At 43.5% G+C, this 18,954-nt stretch carries 19 protein-coding genes; all 19 read left to right on the top strand.

The genetic code is table 11. The features are described from left to right. Position 1 precedes the first annotated feature (1 nt). On the top strand, positions 2 to 577 hold the full coding sequence (locus CO692_RS16090) for a hypothetical protein (RefSeq protein WP_096742695.1): 576 nt from the start codon (positions 2 to 4) through the stop codon (positions 575 to 577). Between the two features lie 377 nt (positions 578 to 954). Next, on the top strand, positions 955 to 2,007 hold the full coding sequence (trpX, locus tag CO692_RS16100) for a tryptophan ABC transporter substrate-binding protein (RefSeq protein WP_096742696.1): 1,053 nt from the start codon (positions 955 to 957) through the stop codon (positions 2,005 to 2,007). A gap of 76 nt (positions 2,008 to 2,083) precedes the next feature. Next, positions 2,084 to 2,968 (top strand): ABC transporter permease, encoded by an 885-nt coding sequence (locus tag CO692_RS16105; protein ID WP_081118660.1) that lies wholly within the window; start codon positions 2,084 to 2,086, stop codon positions 2,966 to 2,968. Further along, positions 2,968 to 3,726 (top strand): ABC transporter ATP-binding protein, encoded by a 759-nt coding sequence (locus CO692_RS16110; protein WP_096742697.1) that lies wholly within the window; start codon positions 2,968 to 2,970, stop codon positions 3,724 to 3,726. The genes CO692_RS16105 and CO692_RS16110 overlap by 1 nt, the downstream gene beginning before the upstream one ends. Positions 3,727 to 4,141: 415 nt before the next feature. After that, entirely contained in the window at positions 4,142 to 5,011 is an 870-nt protein-coding gene (locus CO692_RS16115; protein ID WP_175632034.1) for a shikimate dehydrogenase, read from the top strand. Positions 5,012 to 5,041: 30 nt separating this feature from the next. Next, positions 5,042 to 6,067, top strand: a complete 1,026-nt coding sequence (gene aroF, locus CO692_RS16120) for a 3-deoxy-7-phosphoheptulonate synthase (protein ID WP_096742698.1) — start codon at positions 5,042 to 5,044, stop codon at positions 6,065 to 6,067. A 36-nt stretch (positions 6,068 to 6,103) separates the two neighbouring features. Then, complete coding sequence (gene aroB, locus CO692_RS16125) at positions 6,104 to 7,159, top strand: 3-dehydroquinate synthase (RefSeq protein WP_081118657.1); 1,056 nt, start codon at positions 6,104 to 6,106, stop codon at positions 7,157 to 7,159. 19 nt (positions 7,160 to 7,178) lie between these two features. Continuing rightward, complete coding sequence (gene aroC, locus CO692_RS16130) at positions 7,179 to 8,345, top strand: chorismate synthase (protein ID WP_096742699.1); 1,167 nt, start codon at positions 7,179 to 7,181, stop codon at positions 8,343 to 8,345. A 44-nt stretch (positions 8,346 to 8,389) separates the two neighbouring features. Then, positions 8,390 to 9,475, top strand: a complete 1,086-nt coding sequence (locus tag CO692_RS16135) for a prephenate dehydrogenase (RefSeq protein WP_192940712.1) — start codon at positions 8,390 to 8,392, stop codon at positions 9,473 to 9,475. Positions 9,476 to 9,484: 9 nt separating this feature from the next. Then, entirely contained in the window at positions 9,485 to 10,774 is a 1,290-nt protein-coding gene (aroA, locus tag CO692_RS16140) for a 3-phosphoshikimate 1-carboxyvinyltransferase (RefSeq protein ID WP_096742701.1), read from the top strand. Further along, on the top strand, positions 10,771 to 11,277 hold the full coding sequence (locus tag CO692_RS16145) for a shikimate kinase (RefSeq protein ID WP_086292391.1): 507 nt from the start codon (positions 10,771 to 10,773) through the stop codon (positions 11,275 to 11,277). The genes aroA and CO692_RS16145 overlap by 4 nt, the downstream gene beginning before the upstream one ends. Before the next feature lies 1 nt (position 11,278). Then, complete coding sequence (pheA, locus tag CO692_RS16150; protein ID WP_086292390.1) at positions 11,279 to 12,160, top strand: prephenate dehydratase; 882 nt, start codon at positions 11,279 to 11,281, stop codon at positions 12,158 to 12,160. Next, a complete protein-coding gene (locus tag CO692_RS16155) occupies positions 12,135 to 12,605 on the top strand; it encodes a GNAT family N-acetyltransferase (RefSeq protein WP_096742702.1) in 471 nt (156 codons plus the stop codon). Before pheA ends, CO692_RS16155 begins: the two co-directional genes overlap by 26 nt. 117 nt (positions 12,606 to 12,722) lie before the next feature. After that, positions 12,723 to 13,997 (top strand): LCP family protein, encoded by a 1,275-nt coding sequence (locus CO692_RS16160; RefSeq protein WP_096742703.1) that lies wholly within the window; start codon positions 12,723 to 12,725, stop codon positions 13,995 to 13,997. A gap of 93 nt (positions 13,998 to 14,090) precedes the next feature. After that, positions 14,091 to 14,939 carry a DegV family protein gene (locus CO692_RS16165; RefSeq protein WP_077453370.1) on the top strand — a complete coding sequence of 283 codons (849 nt, stop codon included), beginning with the start codon at positions 14,091 to 14,093 and terminating at the stop codon, positions 14,937 to 14,939. 180 nt (positions 14,940 to 15,119) lie between these two features. Continuing rightward, entirely contained in the window at positions 15,120 to 15,659 is a 540-nt protein-coding gene (locus CO692_RS16170) for a GNAT family N-acetyltransferase (protein WP_192940713.1), read from the top strand. After that, a complete protein-coding gene (locus CO692_RS16175; RefSeq protein ID WP_096742705.1) occupies positions 15,656 to 15,916 on the top strand; it encodes a TfoX/Sxy family DNA transformation protein in 261 nt (86 codons plus the stop codon). The genes CO692_RS16170 and CO692_RS16175 overlap by 4 nt, the downstream gene beginning before the upstream one ends. A 197-nt stretch (positions 15,917 to 16,113) precedes the next feature. After that, the gene (locus CO692_RS16180; RefSeq protein ID WP_005235941.1) at positions 16,114 to 16,593 is read left to right on the top strand and encodes a DUF6530 family protein; all 480 of its coding nucleotides are present in this window, start codon (positions 16,114 to 16,116) and stop codon (positions 16,591 to 16,593) included. A gap of 18 nt (positions 16,594 to 16,611) precedes the next feature. Continuing rightward, a complete protein-coding gene (locus tag CO692_RS16185) occupies positions 16,612 to 18,879 on the top strand; it encodes an AAA family ATPase (RefSeq protein ID WP_096742706.1) in 2,268 nt (755 codons plus the stop codon). Positions 18,880 to 18,954 lie beyond the last annotated feature (75 nt).

Here is an 18,954-nt window from a genome sequence, read left to right on the forward strand (position 1 = left end):
TATGGAACAAGTGAAAAGCTTTGTTCATTACACGAAAGAAAAAGTAGTAGAAAGCTGGCAAGCTTTTTTAGATGATCTCTACCGAGATCAGAAAAAAACGATTTTCACGCTGATCGGGGGGATTCTTTTCGCTTTGATTTTCGCCGGTTTGATCGTCTTTTCTCAGAATCGTATCAACGCTTCTCTAGTGGATCGGATCGCTTTTGATAAGCTACCTTCAGAAAAAGTACAACCATTGCCTTATCTGACAGCTGACAAGACGATTCGCGAAACAAGAGCGATTTCTGTGATGTATAGTAAACCGAGTGGTGCTCAGTTGGATCAAGTGTTTGATCTGATCCAAGCACAAGAAGATGAAATGAATCGGACATTTTTTTATTATCCAATCGTCTATGATGCGGCTTTTTTCTCCAATGAATATGATATTGATCCTGATAAAGTAACCTTTGTCTTTTATGAAGAAGGAGTCGAAAAAAATCGCTTTACCTTTGATTCATTTGACCAGCCAACGACGGAATTTATCCCAGAATTGAATCGTTTACCGATGTGGACGATTCGTACTTCTGCCAATGATTGATAAAAAAATCTGACAATTTGACAGAAAATTGTTGACGTTTTTTTATCAATAAGCTAAACTGAATTCAATCAAGAAAGAAAACAAGTTGAGAAGGAGGAACAATCATGAAACTATTTATTCCATTGCAAGTGAAATCATGGCAAAACTGGCGTAGATAGTTGTATTGATGGGACCTCATTCCATAGATACAACTTTTTAGAGAACCTTCTAAAGTGCTGTATCTATGCTGGTAGTTGAATTTATCGCCGCATAGGACAAGCTTCTATGCGGCTTTTGCTTACTTGCAATTGCCGTCACATAGGCAGTTGCTTTTTTTGTTCTCAAAAACCATAAAAAGAAAAACTCGAAAAATATAAGCAAAAAAAGGAGAATAAAAAATGAAAAACAAGGGATTAATTGCATCAGTTGCCGTTATTTTATTATTTTTAGGAGCGACCTTCGTCTATCAGTTAGGAATGAGAAGTGGGACCAATCAAGCCAGTGAGGCTTCAGAACCAGTAGAGAAAGCTGAAAAAACAGTTGGGATCCTACAATTTGTCAGCCATGAAGCATTGGATGCGATCACCGAGGGGATCAAAGAAGGCCTTAAAGAATCAGGCTATACCGAAGGGGACAACTTGACAATCGAATTCCAAAACGGCCAAGCGGATCAAAGCAAATTGGCAACGATGAGCCAGCAGCTGCTAAATAAAGATGCCGACGTTTTGGTTGGGGTCGCAACACCCGCAGCACAAGCATTGGCGAATGTCACTCAGGATGTACCAATCGTTTTAGGGGCGGTCACTGATCCAGTTGGGGCCAATCTGGTGGCAGATATGGACCAACCCGGCGGCAATATCACTGGCGTTTCAGATAAAGCACCAGTAGCCGCGCAAATCAAACTAGCAAAAGATTTGTTGCCAGAGGCAAAAACAGTCGGTATTTTGTATTCTTCGACTGAAGACAATTCGAAATACCAAGTGGCAGAAGCAGAAGCTGCTGCTGAAGAGAATGGCTTGACCAGTAAATCCTATGCCGTTCCTTCGAGTAACGAAATTGCGCAAATGGTGCAAGTTATGGCACGAGAAGTCGACTTTATCTATATTCCTTTAGACAATACGATCGCAAATGCTATGCAGACGGTAGTCCAAGAAGCCAATAAATCAAAAACGCCAATCATCACATCTGTTGATACGATGGTGGAACAAGGCGGCTTAGCAACGGTCGGGCAAGATCAATTTACGATTGGGGTCGAAACTGGGAAGATGGTGGCAGCAATTCTTGACGGGACAGCCGAGCCAGCGACAACGCCGATCTATACATTCAGCGATGGCGAGACGATCATTAATGAAACACAAGCGCAGTTATTGGGCATCACTATCCCAGAAAATCTCAAAGACGAGGCAAAATTGATTACAACGACACCAGAAACCGAAGCAAGTGATGAGTGATCAAGAATCTTAAGACCATCTAGGATCACGACGAGGGTTTGAAAGAGAAAACATGTAAGAAAATGGAGGAAAAATGATGATTGTTTCAGCAATTGGGCAAGGACTACTTTGGGGGATCCTTGGTTTAGGGATATTTATGACCTATCGAATTTTGAATTTCCCGGATATGACGACGGAAGGGTCCTTTCCACTAGGCGGTGCTGTCTGTGTGACAGCAATCACCCATGGGGTTTCCCCTGTCTTAGCGACTTGTTTAGGAGTATTGGCTGGGATGTGTGCCGGATGTGTGACCGGACTTCTTTATACAAAAGGCAAAATTCCCGTGATTTTAGCTGGTATCCTGGTGATGTCTTCATTGAACTCGGTGATGCTGTTTGTCATGCGGTCTCCTAATCTGTCGCTTTTAAACCAGCCCAAGATCCAGGATTTCTTTACTAAAATGAACTTACCGAATTATTATGATACCGTCATTATCGGGCTGATCATGGTCTTATTGATCGGTGGCGTACTGGTTTACTTTTTCCATACCAACTTGGGTCAAGCTTATATTGCTACAGGGGATAATGAACATATGGCGAAGTCGATGGGGATTAATACGGATCGAATGAAAATCATCGGTCTGATCGTCTCTAATGGCGTGATCGCACTTTCAGGCGCATTGATCGCTCAAAACGACGGCTATGCCGATATCAGTAAGGGAATCGGTGTGATCGTGATTGGATTGGCATCCATCATCATTGGAGAAGTGTTATATGGCGAATTGACCTTGCTAGAACGTTTGATCGCTATCGTGATCGGCAGCATCATCTATCAATTATTGATCCTATTTGTGATCAAAGCTGGTTTTGATACGACTTACTTGAAAATCTTCTCGGCCATCGTCTTGACGATCTGCTTGTTGATCCCTCAATTTAAACAAGCCCTGCATCTACGCACTGGTTTTGAAACGGAGGATGAATAATGTTAGCCTTAAATAAAGCCTTTAAAGTTGTCGGCAACGGACCGAATGAGAAAAAAGTACTCTTGAACAAAATCGATCTTTCTTTAAAACCCGGTGAATTCGTTACGGTTGTGGGAGGAAATGGGGCCGGCAAAAGCACGTTATTCAACTGCATCTCTGGTACCATGCCTTTAACGAGTGGCCAAGTGACGATCGATGATCAAAATGTGACCACGCTTTCGGAAGAAAAACGCGCGCGCTTTTTGGCACGGGTTTTCCAAGATCCGAAAATGGGGACAGCTCCCCGTATGACAGTGGCAGAAAATCTGCTGTTAGCACAAAAAAGAGGGCAAAAACGGTCACTAGGTCTTCGTCAACTGCAAGGACAAAGAGAATCGTTCTATGCCCTTTGTAAAGAAATCGGCAATGGGTTGGAAAATCATTTAGATACGCCAACGGGTAGTTTATCCGGTGGTCAGCGACAAGCACTAAGCTTATTGATGGCAACGATCCAAACCCCTAAACTATTGTTGTTGGATGAACATACGGCTGCCTTAGATCCGAAAACTTCCAAGCAGCTGATGCAGATCACTGCAAAAAGGGTAGAAGAACAAAATCTAACTTGTCTCATGATCACCCATCGGATGGAAGATGCATTAAAATACGGAGATCGCCTGATCCTGCTTAGAAAAGGGGAAATCGTCAAGGATCTTTCAGCAGATGAAAAAGCACGCTTAAGTTTACCAGAACTATTACTGTTCTTTGAAGACGACTTATAAAACCCTTGATAGAACGGTGTTTTCAAAAAAAATAATCAAATAAATGAAAAAAATAAGAAAAAATCATTGACATCTTTCAAAGTTAAACCTATACTTAGGTCAATCTTACATCAGTTTGGAGCGAAGGACTATGCAAAAATTATTGCTAACGAACCCCACACAACTGAATAAATATTACTTTAGCTATTTTAGATAGGTTTGTATTCATGAAAGCATGGGTACAAACGCTAAGTTTGTATCTATGATGGCTAGAGCATTTCGTAATGAATTCGCAGCCACGTAGATCGTAAAATCTATAGTGGCTATTTTTTATATTCACATATCTGGCTTTGCCGATATGTAATGTTTGAAGGTGTTCACTGTAGATTCTTAAATTTACGGTGTACATCTTTTTTTGTTGAAAGGAATGAACCAGATGAAACAAATGATAACCGGTCACACACGGTTGGCGGCACTGTTTGCCAAACCAGCCAAACACAGCATCTCTCCAGCAATGCACAATCTTTCTTTTGAAGAACAAGGGATCGATGCCGTGTATCTGGCCTTTGATGTTGAGCCGGATGATTTGGCAGCCAGTATTCAAAGCATCCGTCAGCTGGATCTCTTAGGTGTCAATCTATCAATGCCCCATAAAATGGCGGCAGTACCGTTGATGGATGAATGCTCACCCGCAGCAGAGCTGATCGGCGCAATCAATACAATCGTCAATCAAGAGGGACGATTAGTTGGGCACAATACAGATGGCATCGGCTTTATGCGCGCACTTGAAGACATTCAAGTGTCGATCATTGGCGACACCATGACCGTGATCGGTGCGGGTGGTGCAGCGACAGCGATCATTAGTCAAGCCGCACTAGACGGTGTCAAAACGATCCATGTCTTCAACCGCAAGGATGAGTTTTATCCAATCATCCAGGATAAATTGACACAGATCGCAGAAAAGACCGCCTGTGAAATCACATTAGCGGATTTAGAAGATCAGACGGCTTTAAAATCAGCCATCGATCAAAGCAGCCTTTTAGTTAATGCTACTGGCGTGGGGATGAAGCCGAATGATACGGTGAGTCCTCTGAAAAACAAAACACTCTTGCGGGAATCATTAGCTGTCTATGATGTCATCTATAATCCAAGAGAAACGCAGCTTTTGAAAGATGCGAAAGCAGTCGGGGCCAAAACTGCAAACGGCTTAAGTATGTTGCTGTATCAAGGTGCAGCTGCATTTAAACTTTGGACCGGCCAAGAGATGCCCGTTGAAAAAGTAAAAGCACTCATTGAATCCATGTAAAAAATAAAAAAACGAAAGTAGGAAGAAAAAATGATCGTAATTATGAAACCAGGTGCTACCCCAGAACAAGTTGAAGTCGTTGTAAAAAGAATCAAAAAAGAAGGGTTGGATGTTCAAGTCAACCAAGGAAAAGAACAGGTTGTTATCGGCTTAAAAGGAGATACACGCCGCATCCAAGATGTCGCTTTTCGCAGCTACGAAGGTGTCGAAGATGCCATTCGGATCTCAAATACCTACAAGTTGACCTCTCGTGAATTCCATCCACAAGATACGGTTGTTGATGTAGATGGCGTAAAAATCGGTGATGGCAACTTTGTCACAATGGCTGGTCCGTGTTCGATTGAAGGCTTAGACCAAATTCGTGAATGTGCCCGAATTGCCAAAGCTGGTGGTGCACAAATCTTACGTGGGGGTGCTTTCAAACCACGGACTTCACCATACGCCTTCCAAGGGCTTGAAGAAGAAGGGTTAAAATACATTCGTCAAGCAGCCGATGAAACAGGTATGAAAGTCATCACAGAAGTCATGGACGAAGGAAATATCGATATGGTTGCGGAATACAGTGATATTTTGCAGATTGGTGCTCGGAACATGCAAAACTTCAAATTGCTAGCTGCAGTTGGAAAAACTGGGAAACCAATTGGCCTTAAACGAGGAATCTCTGGGACGATCGACGAATGGTTGAATGCAGCGGAATACATCGCCGTCCAAGATAAAAGTGAAGTGATTTTCATTGAGCGCGGAATCAGAACTTACGAAACAGCGACCCGTAATACTTTTGATCTAAGTGCGGTACCAATCATCAAAAAACTGAGCCACTTCCCGATCATCGTTGACCCTAGTCATGGAACAGGCATTTGGGATCTCGTACCACCAATGGCAAGAGCAGGCGTTGCTGCTGGCGCCGATGGCATGATCGTTGAGATCCACCCAGATCCAGCCAATGCATGGTCTGATGGTCCGCAATCGTTAAACGAAAAAACATACATGAATATGATGAAAGAAGTCCATATCATGGAAAAAGCGATGAAAGAAATCAAAGCGTTGCAAGACTAAGCGCTAAGACAACCAATAAAAGAGGTGCAAAAATCAATGCTACACATCCATTTAGAAGAACATTCCTATGACATCCTCATCAAACGTGGGGCGTTTCAAGAAGTCGGAACCTGGGTCCAGCAATTATGGAACAAACAGCGCATTGCCGTCATTACTGACAGCAATGTCGCCCCCCTGTATGGCGAACACATCATCGAAGCATTATCTGCCGCAGGCTTTGAAGCAACACTGTTAGCCGTGCCGGCTGGCGAAAACAGTAAATCCCTTGAACAAGCTGCTTTTTTATATGACCGTCTTGCTCAATCAGGGATGACTAGAAGCGATGGAATCATCGCTCTTGGTGGCGGTGTAATTGGAGATCTTGCAGGCTTTGTTGCTTCTACGTATATGCGAGGCATTGATTTCTTGCAGATTCCGACGACGTTATTGGCACAGGTCGATTCAAGTATCGGCGGAAAAACAGCTGTAAATACTAGCAGTGCCAAGAATCTCGTTGGCACATTCGCCCAACCAGTCGGTGTGATGATCGATCCGGATTTGCTTAAAAGTTTGCCCCTTAAACGTGTGCAAGAAGGCATCGCTGAAATCATTAAGTCAGCCGCTATCGCGGACCCTGAACTTTGGCAAACGTTAGCAGGTTTGAAAGATGAAGTCGATCTTTTGGCCCATGCTGAAAAAGTGATCACAGCTTCTTTAAAAGTAAAGCAAAAAGTAGTGGAAGAAGATCCTTTTGATCATGGCAGTCGTCTGACACTGAACTTCGGTCATACGATCGGGCATGGCTTAGAAAGAACAGCTGCGTTTGACACCAGTCATGGCGAAGGGGTTGCAATGGGGATGATTATGATCACCCGTCATGCTGAAGCCATTGGACTAACACCAAAAGGGACCACCGCGCAGTTAACGAAAATGATTGAGAAATTTCATTTGCCGACCAAACCAAGAGAAATTGAGAAAGAGCAATTATACCAAGCAATCACTCATGATAAAAAAGCCCGTGGGCAACAATTAAAGATCATTCTTTTAGAAAGGATCGGTCAGGCAAAAATCGTGACGATTCCCACGGAAGAAATCAAAGACTACCTATTATAAGAAAGGAAGGTAACGGATCATGCGTTATATTACAGCAGGCGAATCACATGGACCAGAGTTGACCGCCATTATCGAAGGGTTACCGGCAGGATTGCCATTAACGGCAGAAGACATTAATTTTGAATTAGCGAGACGACAAACCGGCTATGGCCGTGGGGGACGGATGCTGATTGAAAAAGACCAAGTCCGTATCACTTCCGGTATCCGTCATGGAAAAACATTAGGCTCTCCTGTGACTTTAGTGGTCGAGAACAAAGATTGGAAAAATTGGACTAAGGTCATGGCGATTGAAGAAGTACCAGAAAAAGACCGCAAGTTACGACGAGTGGCACGACCAAGACCTGGTCATGCTGACTTAGTCGGCGGGATGAAATACCATCATCAAGATTTACGAAACGTCTTGGAACGTTCATCTGCCCGGGAAACGACCATGAGGGTAGCCATCGGCGCAATCGCGAAGAAAATTTTGAAGGAACTCGGCATCGATGTGGCAGGTCATGTAACGATGTTAGGCGGCATCAAAGCAGAAATTCCTGAAGGGTTGACCGTCAAAGAAATCGCACAACGCTCAGAAGCTTCGGAAGTAAGGGTCTTAGATCCATCTGTCGAGGAAGAAATCAAACAGTTGATCGATCAAACAAAGAAAAATGGTGATACGATCGGCGGCGTAGTGGAAGTGCTTGTTGGCGGGGTTCCTGCTGGTCTTGGTAGTTACGTGCAGTGGGACAAAAAACTTGATGCGAAGATCGCCCAAGCCGTGGTCAGTATCAATGCCTTTAAAGGGGCTGAGTTCGGTGTTGGTTTTGAGGCCGGTGTTTTACCAGGTTCAAAAGTCATGGATGAGATTTTATGGGACGAACAACGGGGCTACACCCGTCGCAGCAACAACCTAGGTGGGTTTGAAGGCGGCATGACGAACGGGGAACCAATTGTGGTTCGCGGGGTTATGAAGCCGATCCCGACCTTGTACAAGCCGTTGCAAAGTGTGGATATCGACAGCAAAGAACCGTATAAAGCTAGTGTGGAACGCTCGGATAGCACTGCCGTTCCGGCAGCCAGTGTTGTTTGTGAAAGTGTGGTGGCAACAGTGGTGGCCAATGAACTATTAGAAAAGTTTCCAAGTGATTCTTTCGAAGAATTGACTGCATCTGTTCAGGCGTATCGGGAATACTTGTTAATCTACTGATTAAAGAAACAGCAAAAATTCCAGTAGAAATGAGGATTCTTTTCATGAACCAAAATATCTTCGTCGCCGGTTTAGGATTGATCGGCGCTTCCATAGCAAAATGTATTAAAAAGTCACATCCCCAAACCCATCTAATGGGGTGGGATCACTGTCGTAAAACCAATGAGATCGCATTAGCAACAAGTTTAGTAGACGAAGTACCTCCTTCATTTTCTGAGGGTGCTGTTCGTGCCGACGTGATCTTGTTGGCATTGCCGGTAGAGATCACCAAAACGTATCTTTCCCAACTTGGGACCCTTTCACTAAAGCCTTCAGTCCTGGTGACAGATACAGGCAGTACCAAAGCAGAAATTACGCAATTTGCCGAGTCCTTTTCCTTTGATTTTATTGGTGGCCATCCGATGGCTGGTTCTCATAAATCCGGGATCACAGCAGCCGATGAGAACCTCTTTGAGAATGCTTACTATATCTTTACGCCGACGAAAAGTCAGCGGGTGGAAGAATTACAGGTGCTTTTTCGAGGGACGAGGGCCAAGTATGTGGCACTTGCTCCGCAAGAACATGATCAAATCACGGGGATGTTGAGCCATTTGCCCCATATTATTGCTTCAGGATTAGTCAATCAGGCAGATGCCTTCAACCATGAACACCCTAGAGCACAGCAACTCGCAGCAGGCGGTTTTCGCGATATCACTCGCATTGCTTCTTCAGACCCTCGTATGTGGACCGATATCTTATTGAGTAATCGACAGGAACTGCTGCAGCTGATCGATGAGTGGCAAAAACAAATGACGACCATGACTCACTGGTTGCAGGAAAAAGATGAAACGGCGATCTTTCGGTTCTTTGAATCCGCGAAGGAAACACGGGACCAATTGCCGATTCATCAAAATGGAGCGATCCCGGCATTCTACGATCTATTCATCGATGTACCGGATCATCCCGGTGTTGTCGCTGAAGTGACGGGGCTATTGAGCGATCATCAGCTCTCTTTGATCAACTTAAAAATTCTTGAAACTCGAGAAGATATCATTGGTGTTTTACAGATTTCATTCAAAACGCAAAATGATTTGCTGCAAGCAGAGCAGCTGATTCAAAAAAAGACGACCTATTCATGTCGAAAAAAATAGGAGGCCGCGATGAAACTAAAAAAAGCAACACATTTAAGAGGGACGATAGCTGTTCCCGCCGATAAATCGATCTCGCATCGCAGTATCATGTTCGGGGCATTAGCCGAAGGAACAACGACTGTCCGTAATTTCTTGCGTGGAGAAGACTGCTATAGCACCCTTCATGCATTTCAATCATTAGGAGTTCCAATCCATGATGACGGTCAGACGATCACGATTGAAGGACAGGGCTTTAATGGCCTTAAGTCTGCCCAAGACCCAATTGATATCGGCAATTCTGGTACAACAATTCGCTTAATGATGGGAATTTTGGCTGGGCAGCCGTTCACAACCACCTTATTCGGCGATAACTCTTTGAATAAACGTCCGATGAACCGAGTGATGCTGCCATTAAGAGAAATGGGGGCAAATGTTACAGGTCATGAGCAGACAGAGTTCCCACCGATCACCGTTAATGGTACTGCTTCTTTAAAGCCCATCAATTATCAGATGCCCGTTGCAAGTGCCCAAGTAAAATCGGCGCTGATTTTTGCGGCATTGCAAGCACAAGGTACCTCGACTATCATTGAAAAAGAGGCGAGCCGTAACCATACTGAAGAAATGATCCGTCAATTCGGTGGTGTGATCACCACCCAAGGCAAAACGATTACCGTAACCGGCCCACAAACACTGCTCGGCCAAGAAGTAGTCGTTCCGGGAGATATTTCTTCCGCTGCCTTCTTCCTAACTGCAGGTGCGGTTATGCCCGATAGCGAGATCGTTTTAGAAAATGTCGGAATCAATCCGACACGTACAGGGATCCTTGATGTGTTAGAAGAAATGGGGGCATCGATTGCTTTTTCTAATCAAGATGATCAAAATCAGTCGGCTGACCTCACTGTTCAAAGTTCTACCTTGCAGGCAGTAACCATCGCCGGCGATATTATTCCGCGTCTGATTGATGAATTACCGATCATTGCCTTATTGGCTACACAAGCTCATGGTAAAACGGTCATCAAAGATGCAGAGGAGTTAAAAGTAAAAGAAACCAATAGAATTGATGCAACTGCCGAAGAGCTGAGAAAACTAGGGGCGGATATCACTCCTACCGAGGACGGCTTGATCATCAACGGACCTACTCCTTTGCATGGCGGAAAGGTCTCAAGTCGGGGAGATCATCGCATCGGTATGATGTTGCAGATTGCCGCCTTATTGACAGATGAAGAGGTAGAATTAGAAAAAGCCGAAGCCGTAGCAGTTTCTTATCCTGATTTTTTTGAGGATGTCGCGCGTTTGGCCAAAGGAGGAGACAGCGAGTGAAAAAAATGATATTAATTGGCTTTATGGGTGCCGGAAAGACCACGATTGGTCGTCTTTTGGCTGAAGAAACGAAACAGTCCCATGTGGATTTTGATGACTTGATCGTTGCTGAGATCGGCATGACCATTCAAGAATTTTTTGACCAACACGGTGAGGAAGCCTTTCGCAAAATCGAAACGGATATTTTAGCTAAAACTTTGGCAAAGGAACAAATTATTTCCACAGGTGGGGGCATTGTATTAAAAGAAGAAAATCGTCAACTTTTAAAAGAGATGCCCTTAGTCGTGTATTTAAAAACAGATCCCGAGGAACTGATCCACCGTTTAAAGGCGGATACTGGTAGTATTCGTCCCTTGGTTGTCTCGAAAACACCCGAAGAAATATTGGCTGTTTACCGACCCCGGATCCCTCTTTATGAAGAAACTGCTTCATTGATCGTTGAAACGACAAACAAAGCACCACAAGAAATCGTTCAGGAAATTTTAACTAAAGCGGGTGCCTAAAATGAAGATTGGTTATTTAGGACCTGAAAGCTCTTTTACGTATTTAGCTGCGCAAGAAGCGTATCCAGAAAATACATTTATGCCCTATGGATCGATTCCACTTTGTATTCAAGCACTAGCTAACGGCGTAATCGATCGAGCGGTCGTTCCCAATGAGAATGCATTAGAAGGGTCTGTTCATGCCACGATTGATACGCTATTTCGTCAAAATCAGTTGAGCATTGAACAGGAAATTATTTTACCGATCAATCATCAATTGTTAGTTTCTCAGCAAACAGCAAAAGACAACCGTCCCATCACTAAGATAATTTCTCATCCGCAAGCATTGGCGCAATGTGCCGACTTTATCGAAGCCCGATTTGCTGGAGCTACTGTTGAGGCGGTTGCTTCCACAACGACTGCAGCAGCCTACGTAGCAAAACATCCAGAAGAAGCAGTTGCGGCGATTGCTTCCAAAGAAGCAGCTTTCGCTTATCAAGTAACGATCAAAGAAACCAATATCCAAGATGTTGCCTTTAATCAAACCCGCTTTTGGGTTTTGACAAAGAAAACAGCCAACACCGAAGTACCAGAACAAACAGCCGAAAAAGCAACCATTTTTGTGACATTGCCAGCAAATCGTCCGGGGATCTTGCACAAAATCTTAGCAACTTTTGGCTGGCGGGAAATTGATTTAAGCAAAATTGAATCGCGTCCGTCGAAAACTACCTTAGGTGAATACTTTTTTGTCATTGATCTGGTGATGGACAAACCGTGGCAACTGATTATAAATGCCTTTGAAGAGATTCAGTTGTTGGGTGGACACGTCCATCTTCTCGGCGTGTATGCGGTAAATGTTGTTGAGGAAGTGACAAAAAATGACTCAAGTCAAAATAAAAATTAGCCAAGATGAAAAGCTTTTAGCAACGTTTCATAAAGAGATCCAAGCACAGCACCATCAATGGTACCCAACGATTTTTAAGTCCTTTGATCAGTCAAGATTTGAACAAGCAATCACACAACAGCTACAAGAGCCAAGCCACCACTTTTTTATCGCTTGGTTAGCGGAACAGCCTTGTGGCTTTGTGCATCTTCAAGAGGTCTGTTTGCCACAAAATGCGATGATGCATGAACGAAAGTGGCTGGAAATTGCGGCGATTGCCGTTGACACTCGGTACCAAGGGATGCATATTGGAAAACAATTGTTGGCATTTGCTGAAAAAGTTGCGTTGGAAAAAGGCTTCGCTGATCTTTCACTAAATTTTTGGTCGGCAAATCCAGTGAAATCATTTTATGAGCAAGCAGGATTTGTGAGCACACGACAAGGCGCATCAAAGCATCTAAGGTAAAAAATTGAAGAAATTTCCTAGAAAAAGGTTAAAATTTCAGAAAATAGCTTTCTTTCTATAAGGTCTAGGGTATCCTTATAGACAGAGAGCTATTTTTTAGTTGGAGGATCAGAAGCAATGAGCAGGATGGAAAAAAATAAAAAACTGCATGAGCGGCTAGAAAAGGAATCCAGTCAGGCAGCCAAAGAAAGTATCTTTGCCCGCAGAGAAGCCAAAAGAAGAAACCAGCGCGTCAGACCGAGCGATTCTACTCCGTCTGCTGATGAGGAAGTAGGAGATATTTCTTATCAAAACACCCAGCAGTCTAGGGCAAGCGACCCTCGTGTGGCCCAAAGTTTCCGAGAACAGACACAAGTAGGATCAAAAAAAACTGAGGGACGAAAAAGCGCAATTCCCCCGCTATCTGCTCAGGGGCCTGCGATACATCAAAATCAGGAACAAAGCAAACAAAAAGCGCAAAAGCTTAAGAAGAGCAAGCCACCCAAACAAAAGAAAAAGCGGAAGCACCCAGTTCTGCGTATTGTGATCCGGGTAATATTGGTGCTTTTTGCCTATTCATTGATTGCATTTCTTGTCGGTCAGCAAGTCGCAAGAAGTGACGCTGCTTTTGCTACAACTGATGAGGAGACTTTTAATGGTACGGCAGCTGCAAATGGTGCTCGTAATATATTGCTCATTGGTAGTGATAGTCGTGAAGGAGAAGCTGGACGAGCAGACACCATTATGGTTTTGCAATTAGATGGTCCTAGCAAAAAACCGAAGCTCATTTCCTTTATGCGTGATACCTTGGTGACCATTCCTGGTTATGGCGAAAACAAGATCAATGCGGCGTACGCCTTTGGTGGTGCTGATTTAGTCAGACAAACGTTAGCAGAGAACTTCGGTCTAGAAACCAATTATTATGCAAAAGTTGACTTTCGTTCCTTTGAAAAAGTGATCGATACACTGTTTCCCTCAGGCGTTGCTATCAACGCGGAAAAAGATATGAGTAAAAATCTTGAAGTTGCCATCAAACAAGGGCAACAACAAATGAATGGGCTTGAGCTGTTGCAATACGCACGTTTTCGGATGGACGAAGAAGGTGACTTCGGTCGCGTAAGACGACAGCAGCAAGTAATGGATGCGATCTTTAGCGAAATGAAAAATCCGTTAGCTGTTTTAAAATTGCCTTATGCAGCAGGAAAAGTTTTAGGCTATGCTTCCACCAACCTGCCAATGTCTTTCCTATTAAAAAATACCTTATCGATTGCTCGTGGGGCAGGGGGGATCGACAGCTTGACTGTCCCAGTCGCTGACTCTTGGCAATACGGTTCAAGTGCGAGTGCCGGAAGTGTGTTAGTCGTTAATCTTGAAACCAATCAACAAGCAATCAGGAATTTTCTTAATGAATAAGCAGAATGAAAAGTTCTGAAAACCATTTGAAAGTAAGTAAATTTATGCTATATTATTAATGACGTTTGAAATTTGTTGAAACGAGGAAAAAGAATGAAATTAGCCGTTGTTACTGACAGTACAGCTTATCTGCCGGAACGGATCAAAAACCATGAAGATTTGTTTATCATACCGATCCCTGTTATTTTAGATGGAAAAGTCTACAATGAGGGCATCGACATTGAAGCTGATGAGTATTACGCTTTGCTGAAAAACAGCAAAGAATTCCCAACCACTTCTCAACCGGTACTAGGTGAAGTGTTAGCCTTATATGAGTCATTGAAAGATCGCGGTTACGACACGATCATTAGTATCCACTTATCAAGCGGTATTTCTGGATTTATCGGAACGCTTTATGGAATCACCGATGAAATCGAAGGCGTTCAAATCATTCCTTACGATTCGAAAATCACAAGTATGCCGATGGGCCACATGGTAGAAACCGCTCTTGATCTGTCAAGTCAAGGCAAAACCGTAGAAGAGATCATTTCCCATCTGGACACTATCAGAGATAATACCTATGCCTATCTGATCGTGGACGACTTGAATAACTTGGTTCGTGGCGGTCGCTTAACCAATGGAGCAGCCTTAATTGGCGGATTATTAAAAATCAAACCGATTTTGACTTTTGATCAAGGAAAAATTGTGCTTTACGAGCGCATTCGTTCCAGTAAAAAAGCATTCAATCGCGCGGAAGATATCATTGGTCAACGGGAGCAAGAAATCGCATTGCCTGTTAAATTTTATGTAATCCATGCCAATAATTTAGAAGTAGCCAAAGAAGAAAAAGCAAAACTACAAGCGAAATACCCAAATGCAGAAATTGAGATTGGCCACTTCGGACCAGTTATCGGCTCGCATTTAGGAGAAAAAGCCATCGGGATCGCCATATCAGCGCAATAATTTTTATTTATCTGTGTTTACAAAATCAATTATCTTTATGGAGACAGTAAAGGAAAGAACCAGTTAGACGTTTGTCTAGCTGGTTTTTTTCAACAATCTTTTTTTGAGTTTTGCTTGTAAAAAAACACACAAACTCGTACAATAGGATCAAAATGAAGCACTGGCAAAGGAGACGTTGAAATGAAGTGTTCCTTAAGAAGGTGGCAGATGAGTGATGCAAATGATCTGGCTCGAGCTCTAAATAACCAGACAATTCATGGCAATTTACGAGATGGACTCCCCTTTCCTTACACTGTTGCAGATGCACAAGCCTATATTCAATCTGTCGCAAAGGCAGAATTCGCCTTTGCGATCACTGTGGATGATCGAGCTGTGGGGAGTATTAGCGCCCTTCGTAAAGAAAACATCCATTTTAGAACAGCTGAGATAGGCTATTACATCGCAGAAGAATATTGGGGAAAAGGCCTGATGACCAAAGCTGTTCAGCAACTATGTGACTATATATTTACTACGTCAAATATTGTTCGTATTTTTGCTGAGCCTTTTGCTAAGAATCATTCCTCTTGTCGCGTGTTGGAAAAAGCAGGCTTTGAGTTGGAAGGAATTTTACGAAAAAATGCGCAAAAAAATCACCAGCTGTTAGATATGAAGCTCTATTCGTTGATTCGTCAAGAGGAAGATGCGCAGGATGACAATAATCAAAAAGGAGATACCCTATGAATGAACTGCAAAAGTTACCAAATGTTGGACAGGTTTTAGCGGATCATTTCGTTAGGATCCGTATCAATACCCCGGAGCAATTACGCGCCAAAAAAGCCGAAGCGGTTTTTCTAACAATCCGCCAACAATGCGATGCAGGTGCTTGCCTGCACATGCTCTATGGCATTGAGGGGGCGATCCAAGGCATTCCCAAAGCCCAGCTCACAAGTCAGAGAAAGCAAGAATTGCGCCTTTTTTTCAATCAATTGAGTGAATAAATCAAGGCGACATAGCAAAGCACTTTTTTAAGAGGCTTCTTTTTTAGAAGCTCCTTATCAAGGTGCTTTTTCTATAGACTTCTGTTTATACTGTCTATGTATAGTAGAAAAGACCTTTTGCTTGTTCCAGACCCGCTTCCTTATTATACTTACTCTATCTAGTAAATTACTAATTTACTAAACAAGGAGTGGAAATAATGAAAATACCAGAAAACTTGAAACATAAACCTGTCATTAAAGTAGAAGACTATGATACTGTTGACGGAAAAAATGCGTTACATACAGATGCAAAAGGCCTTTCCCTCGGATTGGCGCAATGGAATGATCGCGGGAAAGTCGATATCTCCGGCAAAGTCTGGCGCCATACTGGTGAAAAATGGTCTCGACAATCCGAAGAATTGCCACTTACGAGAATTTTGGATCTAGCGATCTTAGTGGCTCAATCCAGTTTATATTTTCAAGAGGCCTATCGCCATGAAAAGTTTTACGATCCTGAAAATCCTTTGATTGAAATCATTGGCCTACAAGGAAATCGCATGACCGTCGAAGTAGACACCGAAAATCCTAAAATCGATGAAGACATTCTGCTTTTCTATGATTCCTTGCAAAAAGATGGTGAGCTATACGGCGAACGCTTCAAAATCCTGAAACGGCTTTTAGATGAGCTAGGTTATTAAGAAAAGGAGCAGATTGCCATGACACAACATCAACCATCTTTTGTCGTAACGAAAGGACGCGCTTTTAGTAAATTAGAACAAACAATGATTTGGAAAAAACCACAAAGTCATCAGACCAGTGATGAAGAACTACGAATTGCATCAGAGATCGCGCTGAATTGGACGGATCCAGAAATGAAAATTTTCAATGTGTTGCTGGAAGGCGATGCTGGGTCTGGTAAAACACAGTTGGCAAAGGCACTTTCTGCCGACCTGCAACTGCCCTACACCAAAATCACTTGCTTTGCGGATATGGATAAGTCAGATGTGTTTGGTGCTTTATTACCAGTGATCAACACCGACCAAGAAGAAGATAAGGACTTGCTGGATGCGATTTATCAAAGTGATTGTTTTGAAGATGTCTTGGCGTTGATCCAGCGGCATTTTTCCCTGACTCGTGAGCGGGCACGGGCGAAATTTGCGGAACTGATCGAGCGGATCGAAACCAGCGATCAGCAACCAACGATTCAATACAAGTTTTATCCCTCGGAAATCGTACGGGCGCTGGAAAAAGGTTATTTGCTTGAGATTCAAGAGCCAACGGTCATTCGTGATGCTTCGGTACTAGTGGCCTTAAACTCTGCTCTTGAACAAAATGGAATGCTGAATATTCCCACTGGCTTTGTTCGCCGGCACCCTGACTGTGTCGTAGTCATCACCACGAATCGAAATTACCAAGGCAACCGTCCTTTGAACGAATCCTTGCGAGACCGGATGCAGCATGCTGAAAAAATGGATTTACCTGAGCTGGCAGTCATGGTGCAGCGAGGCATTGCCAAAACCAATTATCCAGATAAAGCAACGGCCGAGAAAATGGCTGAGATCATTCGCTTATTGGACGTGACCGCCAAAGCCAATGCCATCAAAGGGGTGGCGGGCATGCGCTCCTATTTTTATTGGCTAAATGCAGTCAAGCAAGGACAGGATCCCTTTACAGCAATTGATAGCAAAGTGCTCTACAAAATCACCACCGATCCAAATGAGCTTGCTCTTTTACAACAGGCGCTAGAAGCTTCAGGGTTATTGGCGCAATTGCGGCTTTTGTTTTCTGGACAACCGTTAAATGCCTTTAAAGAACAAATCAAAGGACGCCGAATCAGCAGCGAAGAGGCGGACCAGCGCAATGTAGTGGAAGAAGGCACGACCGTCCTAAAAAATGAACAAGTCCTTGAGACCCCCAATCAAGAAACTGAGGCGGAAACGATGGAAACCAGTGATTCTGACAAACAAGAAGCGAAAGACGCAGCAACTGAGGCGACGTTTTCAGAAGAACTAGAACGCAATAGTCATGATGGCCAAGCAAAAGCTGGGAGTGAGACACAAGAGACCGCTCCTACTGCTCATTCTTTGTCGATCGAAGCGTATGAAGCCCAGGAAAAAGAAAAGAAAACCACGGCATCAAAGGCGGCTCGACAAGCATTAAAAGAATCGATCCATGCCAAAGAAGGGCTGATCGTTCATCGACCACCCGTCGATTTAAAGAAAGCGGCTGAAGCCCAGCAGCGTTTGCAGCCGTTGTTGCCGATCGTAGAGTCATTGATCAAGCAAACCCAAGAAGTTTTGGAAAACGAACAAGCTTCGGCATACAGTAAAGGTAAGTACAGTGGCACACGCTTTGATGCCAGTAAGGTCGCGTATCAAGATTTTCGGACCTTTGACAAGAAAAATCCACCTCACGAACAGCCTTCCTTAGCTCTCGCTTTGCGCATTGATGAATCAGGTTCGATGATTAGAGATGATCGGATACAGTATGCGCAACAGGCGGTCTTAGCGGTGAATGCGTTCGCGGAGCGTTTATCTTTGCCATTGATGATTTATGGCGATACAGCAGATGTGACCGCTCGTGAAAAGACCTCGCTTTTTGCTTACAAAGAATTTAACGAAGGTTTTGAATTTGTGCCAGAGAAACTCATGACAATGAAGCCTCGGCAAAATAACCGTGATGGGGCAGTCTTGCGCGTACTAGCTGAAAAGCTCGCTCATCAGCCGGCAACTACTAAATTACTCTTGAATATCAGTGATGGCCAGCCAAAGGCTCTTCCTGATTATACAGGGGTAAAAGCCAAAGAAGATATTCAGCAGGTGATCGCTGACTACGAACGACAAGGGGTGCTGTTTCTGGCAGCTGCCATTGGCCAAGACAAAGAAGTGATCAAAGCGATTTATGGGGAAGAACGCTTCATTGATCTTTCCAATCTAACAGAATTTCCGCAGCGTTTGTTGCAGCTACTGACTAGGTATTTGTAATAGACAAAAAAGAGTGTAGGCCGAGTGCTGCATTCTTTTTTGTCTATAATTATATTATGTAAACAAAATGGTGTT

This window comes from Enterococcus sp. FDAARGOS_375, assembly GCF_002393265.1.
Taxonomy (GTDB): domain Bacteria; phylum Bacillota; class Bacilli; order Lactobacillales; family Enterococcaceae; genus Enterococcus_D; species Enterococcus_D innesii.

Bases quoted from the DNA above. Each gene is read 5' to 3' on its own strand.
- CO692_RS16105 (WP_081118660.1), top strand. From the start codon at position 2,084: ATGATTGTTTCAGCAATTGGGCAAGGACTACTTTGGGGGATCCTTGGT.
- aroB (WP_081118657.1), top strand. From the start codon at position 6,104: ATGCTACACATCCATTTAGAAGAACATTCCTATGACATCCTCATCAAA.
- pheA (WP_086292390.1), top strand. From the start codon at position 11,279: ATGAAGATTGGTTATTTAGGACCTGAAAGCTCTTTTACGTATTTAGCT.
- CO692_RS16090 (WP_096742695.1), top strand. From the start codon at position 2: ATGGAACAAGTGAAAAGCTTTGTTCATTACACGAAAGAAAAAGTAGTA.
- CO692_RS16175 (WP_096742705.1), top strand. From the start codon at position 15,656: ATGAATGAACTGCAAAAGTTACCAAATGTTGGACAGGTTTTAGCGGAT.
- CO692_RS16160 (WP_096742703.1), top strand. From the start codon at position 12,723: ATGAGCAGGATGGAAAAAAATAAAAAACTGCATGAGCGGCTAGAAAAG.
- trpX (WP_096742696.1), top strand. From the start codon at position 955: ATGAAAAACAAGGGATTAATTGCATCAGTTGCCGTTATTTTATTATTT.
- aroA (WP_096742701.1), top strand. From the start codon at position 9,485: ATGAAACTAAAAAAAGCAACACATTTAAGAGGGACGATAGCTGTTCCC.
- CO692_RS16165 (WP_077453370.1), top strand. From the start codon at position 14,091: ATGAAATTAGCCGTTGTTACTGACAGTACAGCTTATCTGCCGGAACGG.
- CO692_RS16170 (WP_192940713.1), top strand. From the start codon at position 15,120: ATGAAGTGTTCCTTAAGAAGGTGGCAGATGAGTGATGCAAATGATCTG.
- aroF (WP_096742698.1), top strand. From the start codon at position 5,042: ATGATCGTAATTATGAAACCAGGTGCTACCCCAGAACAAGTTGAAGTC.
- CO692_RS16155 (WP_096742702.1), top strand. From the start codon at position 12,135: ATGACTCAAGTCAAAATAAAAATTAGCCAAGATGAAAAGCTTTTAGCA.
- CO692_RS16135 (WP_192940712.1), top strand. From the start codon at position 8,390: ATGAACCAAAATATCTTCGTCGCCGGTTTAGGATTGATCGGCGCTTCC.
- CO692_RS16180 (WP_005235941.1), top strand. From the start codon at position 16,114: ATGAAAATACCAGAAAACTTGAAACATAAACCTGTCATTAAAGTAGAA.
- CO692_RS16185 (WP_096742706.1), top strand. From the start codon at position 16,612: ATGACACAACATCAACCATCTTTTGTCGTAACGAAAGGACGCGCTTTT.
- CO692_RS16110 (WP_096742697.1), top strand. From the start codon at position 2,968: ATGTTAGCCTTAAATAAAGCCTTTAAAGTTGTCGGCAACGGACCGAAT.
- aroC (WP_096742699.1), top strand. From the start codon at position 7,179: ATGCGTTATATTACAGCAGGCGAATCACATGGACCAGAGTTGACCGCC.
- CO692_RS16115 (WP_175632034.1), top strand. From the start codon at position 4,142: ATGAAACAAATGATAACCGGTCACACACGGTTGGCGGCACTGTTTGCC.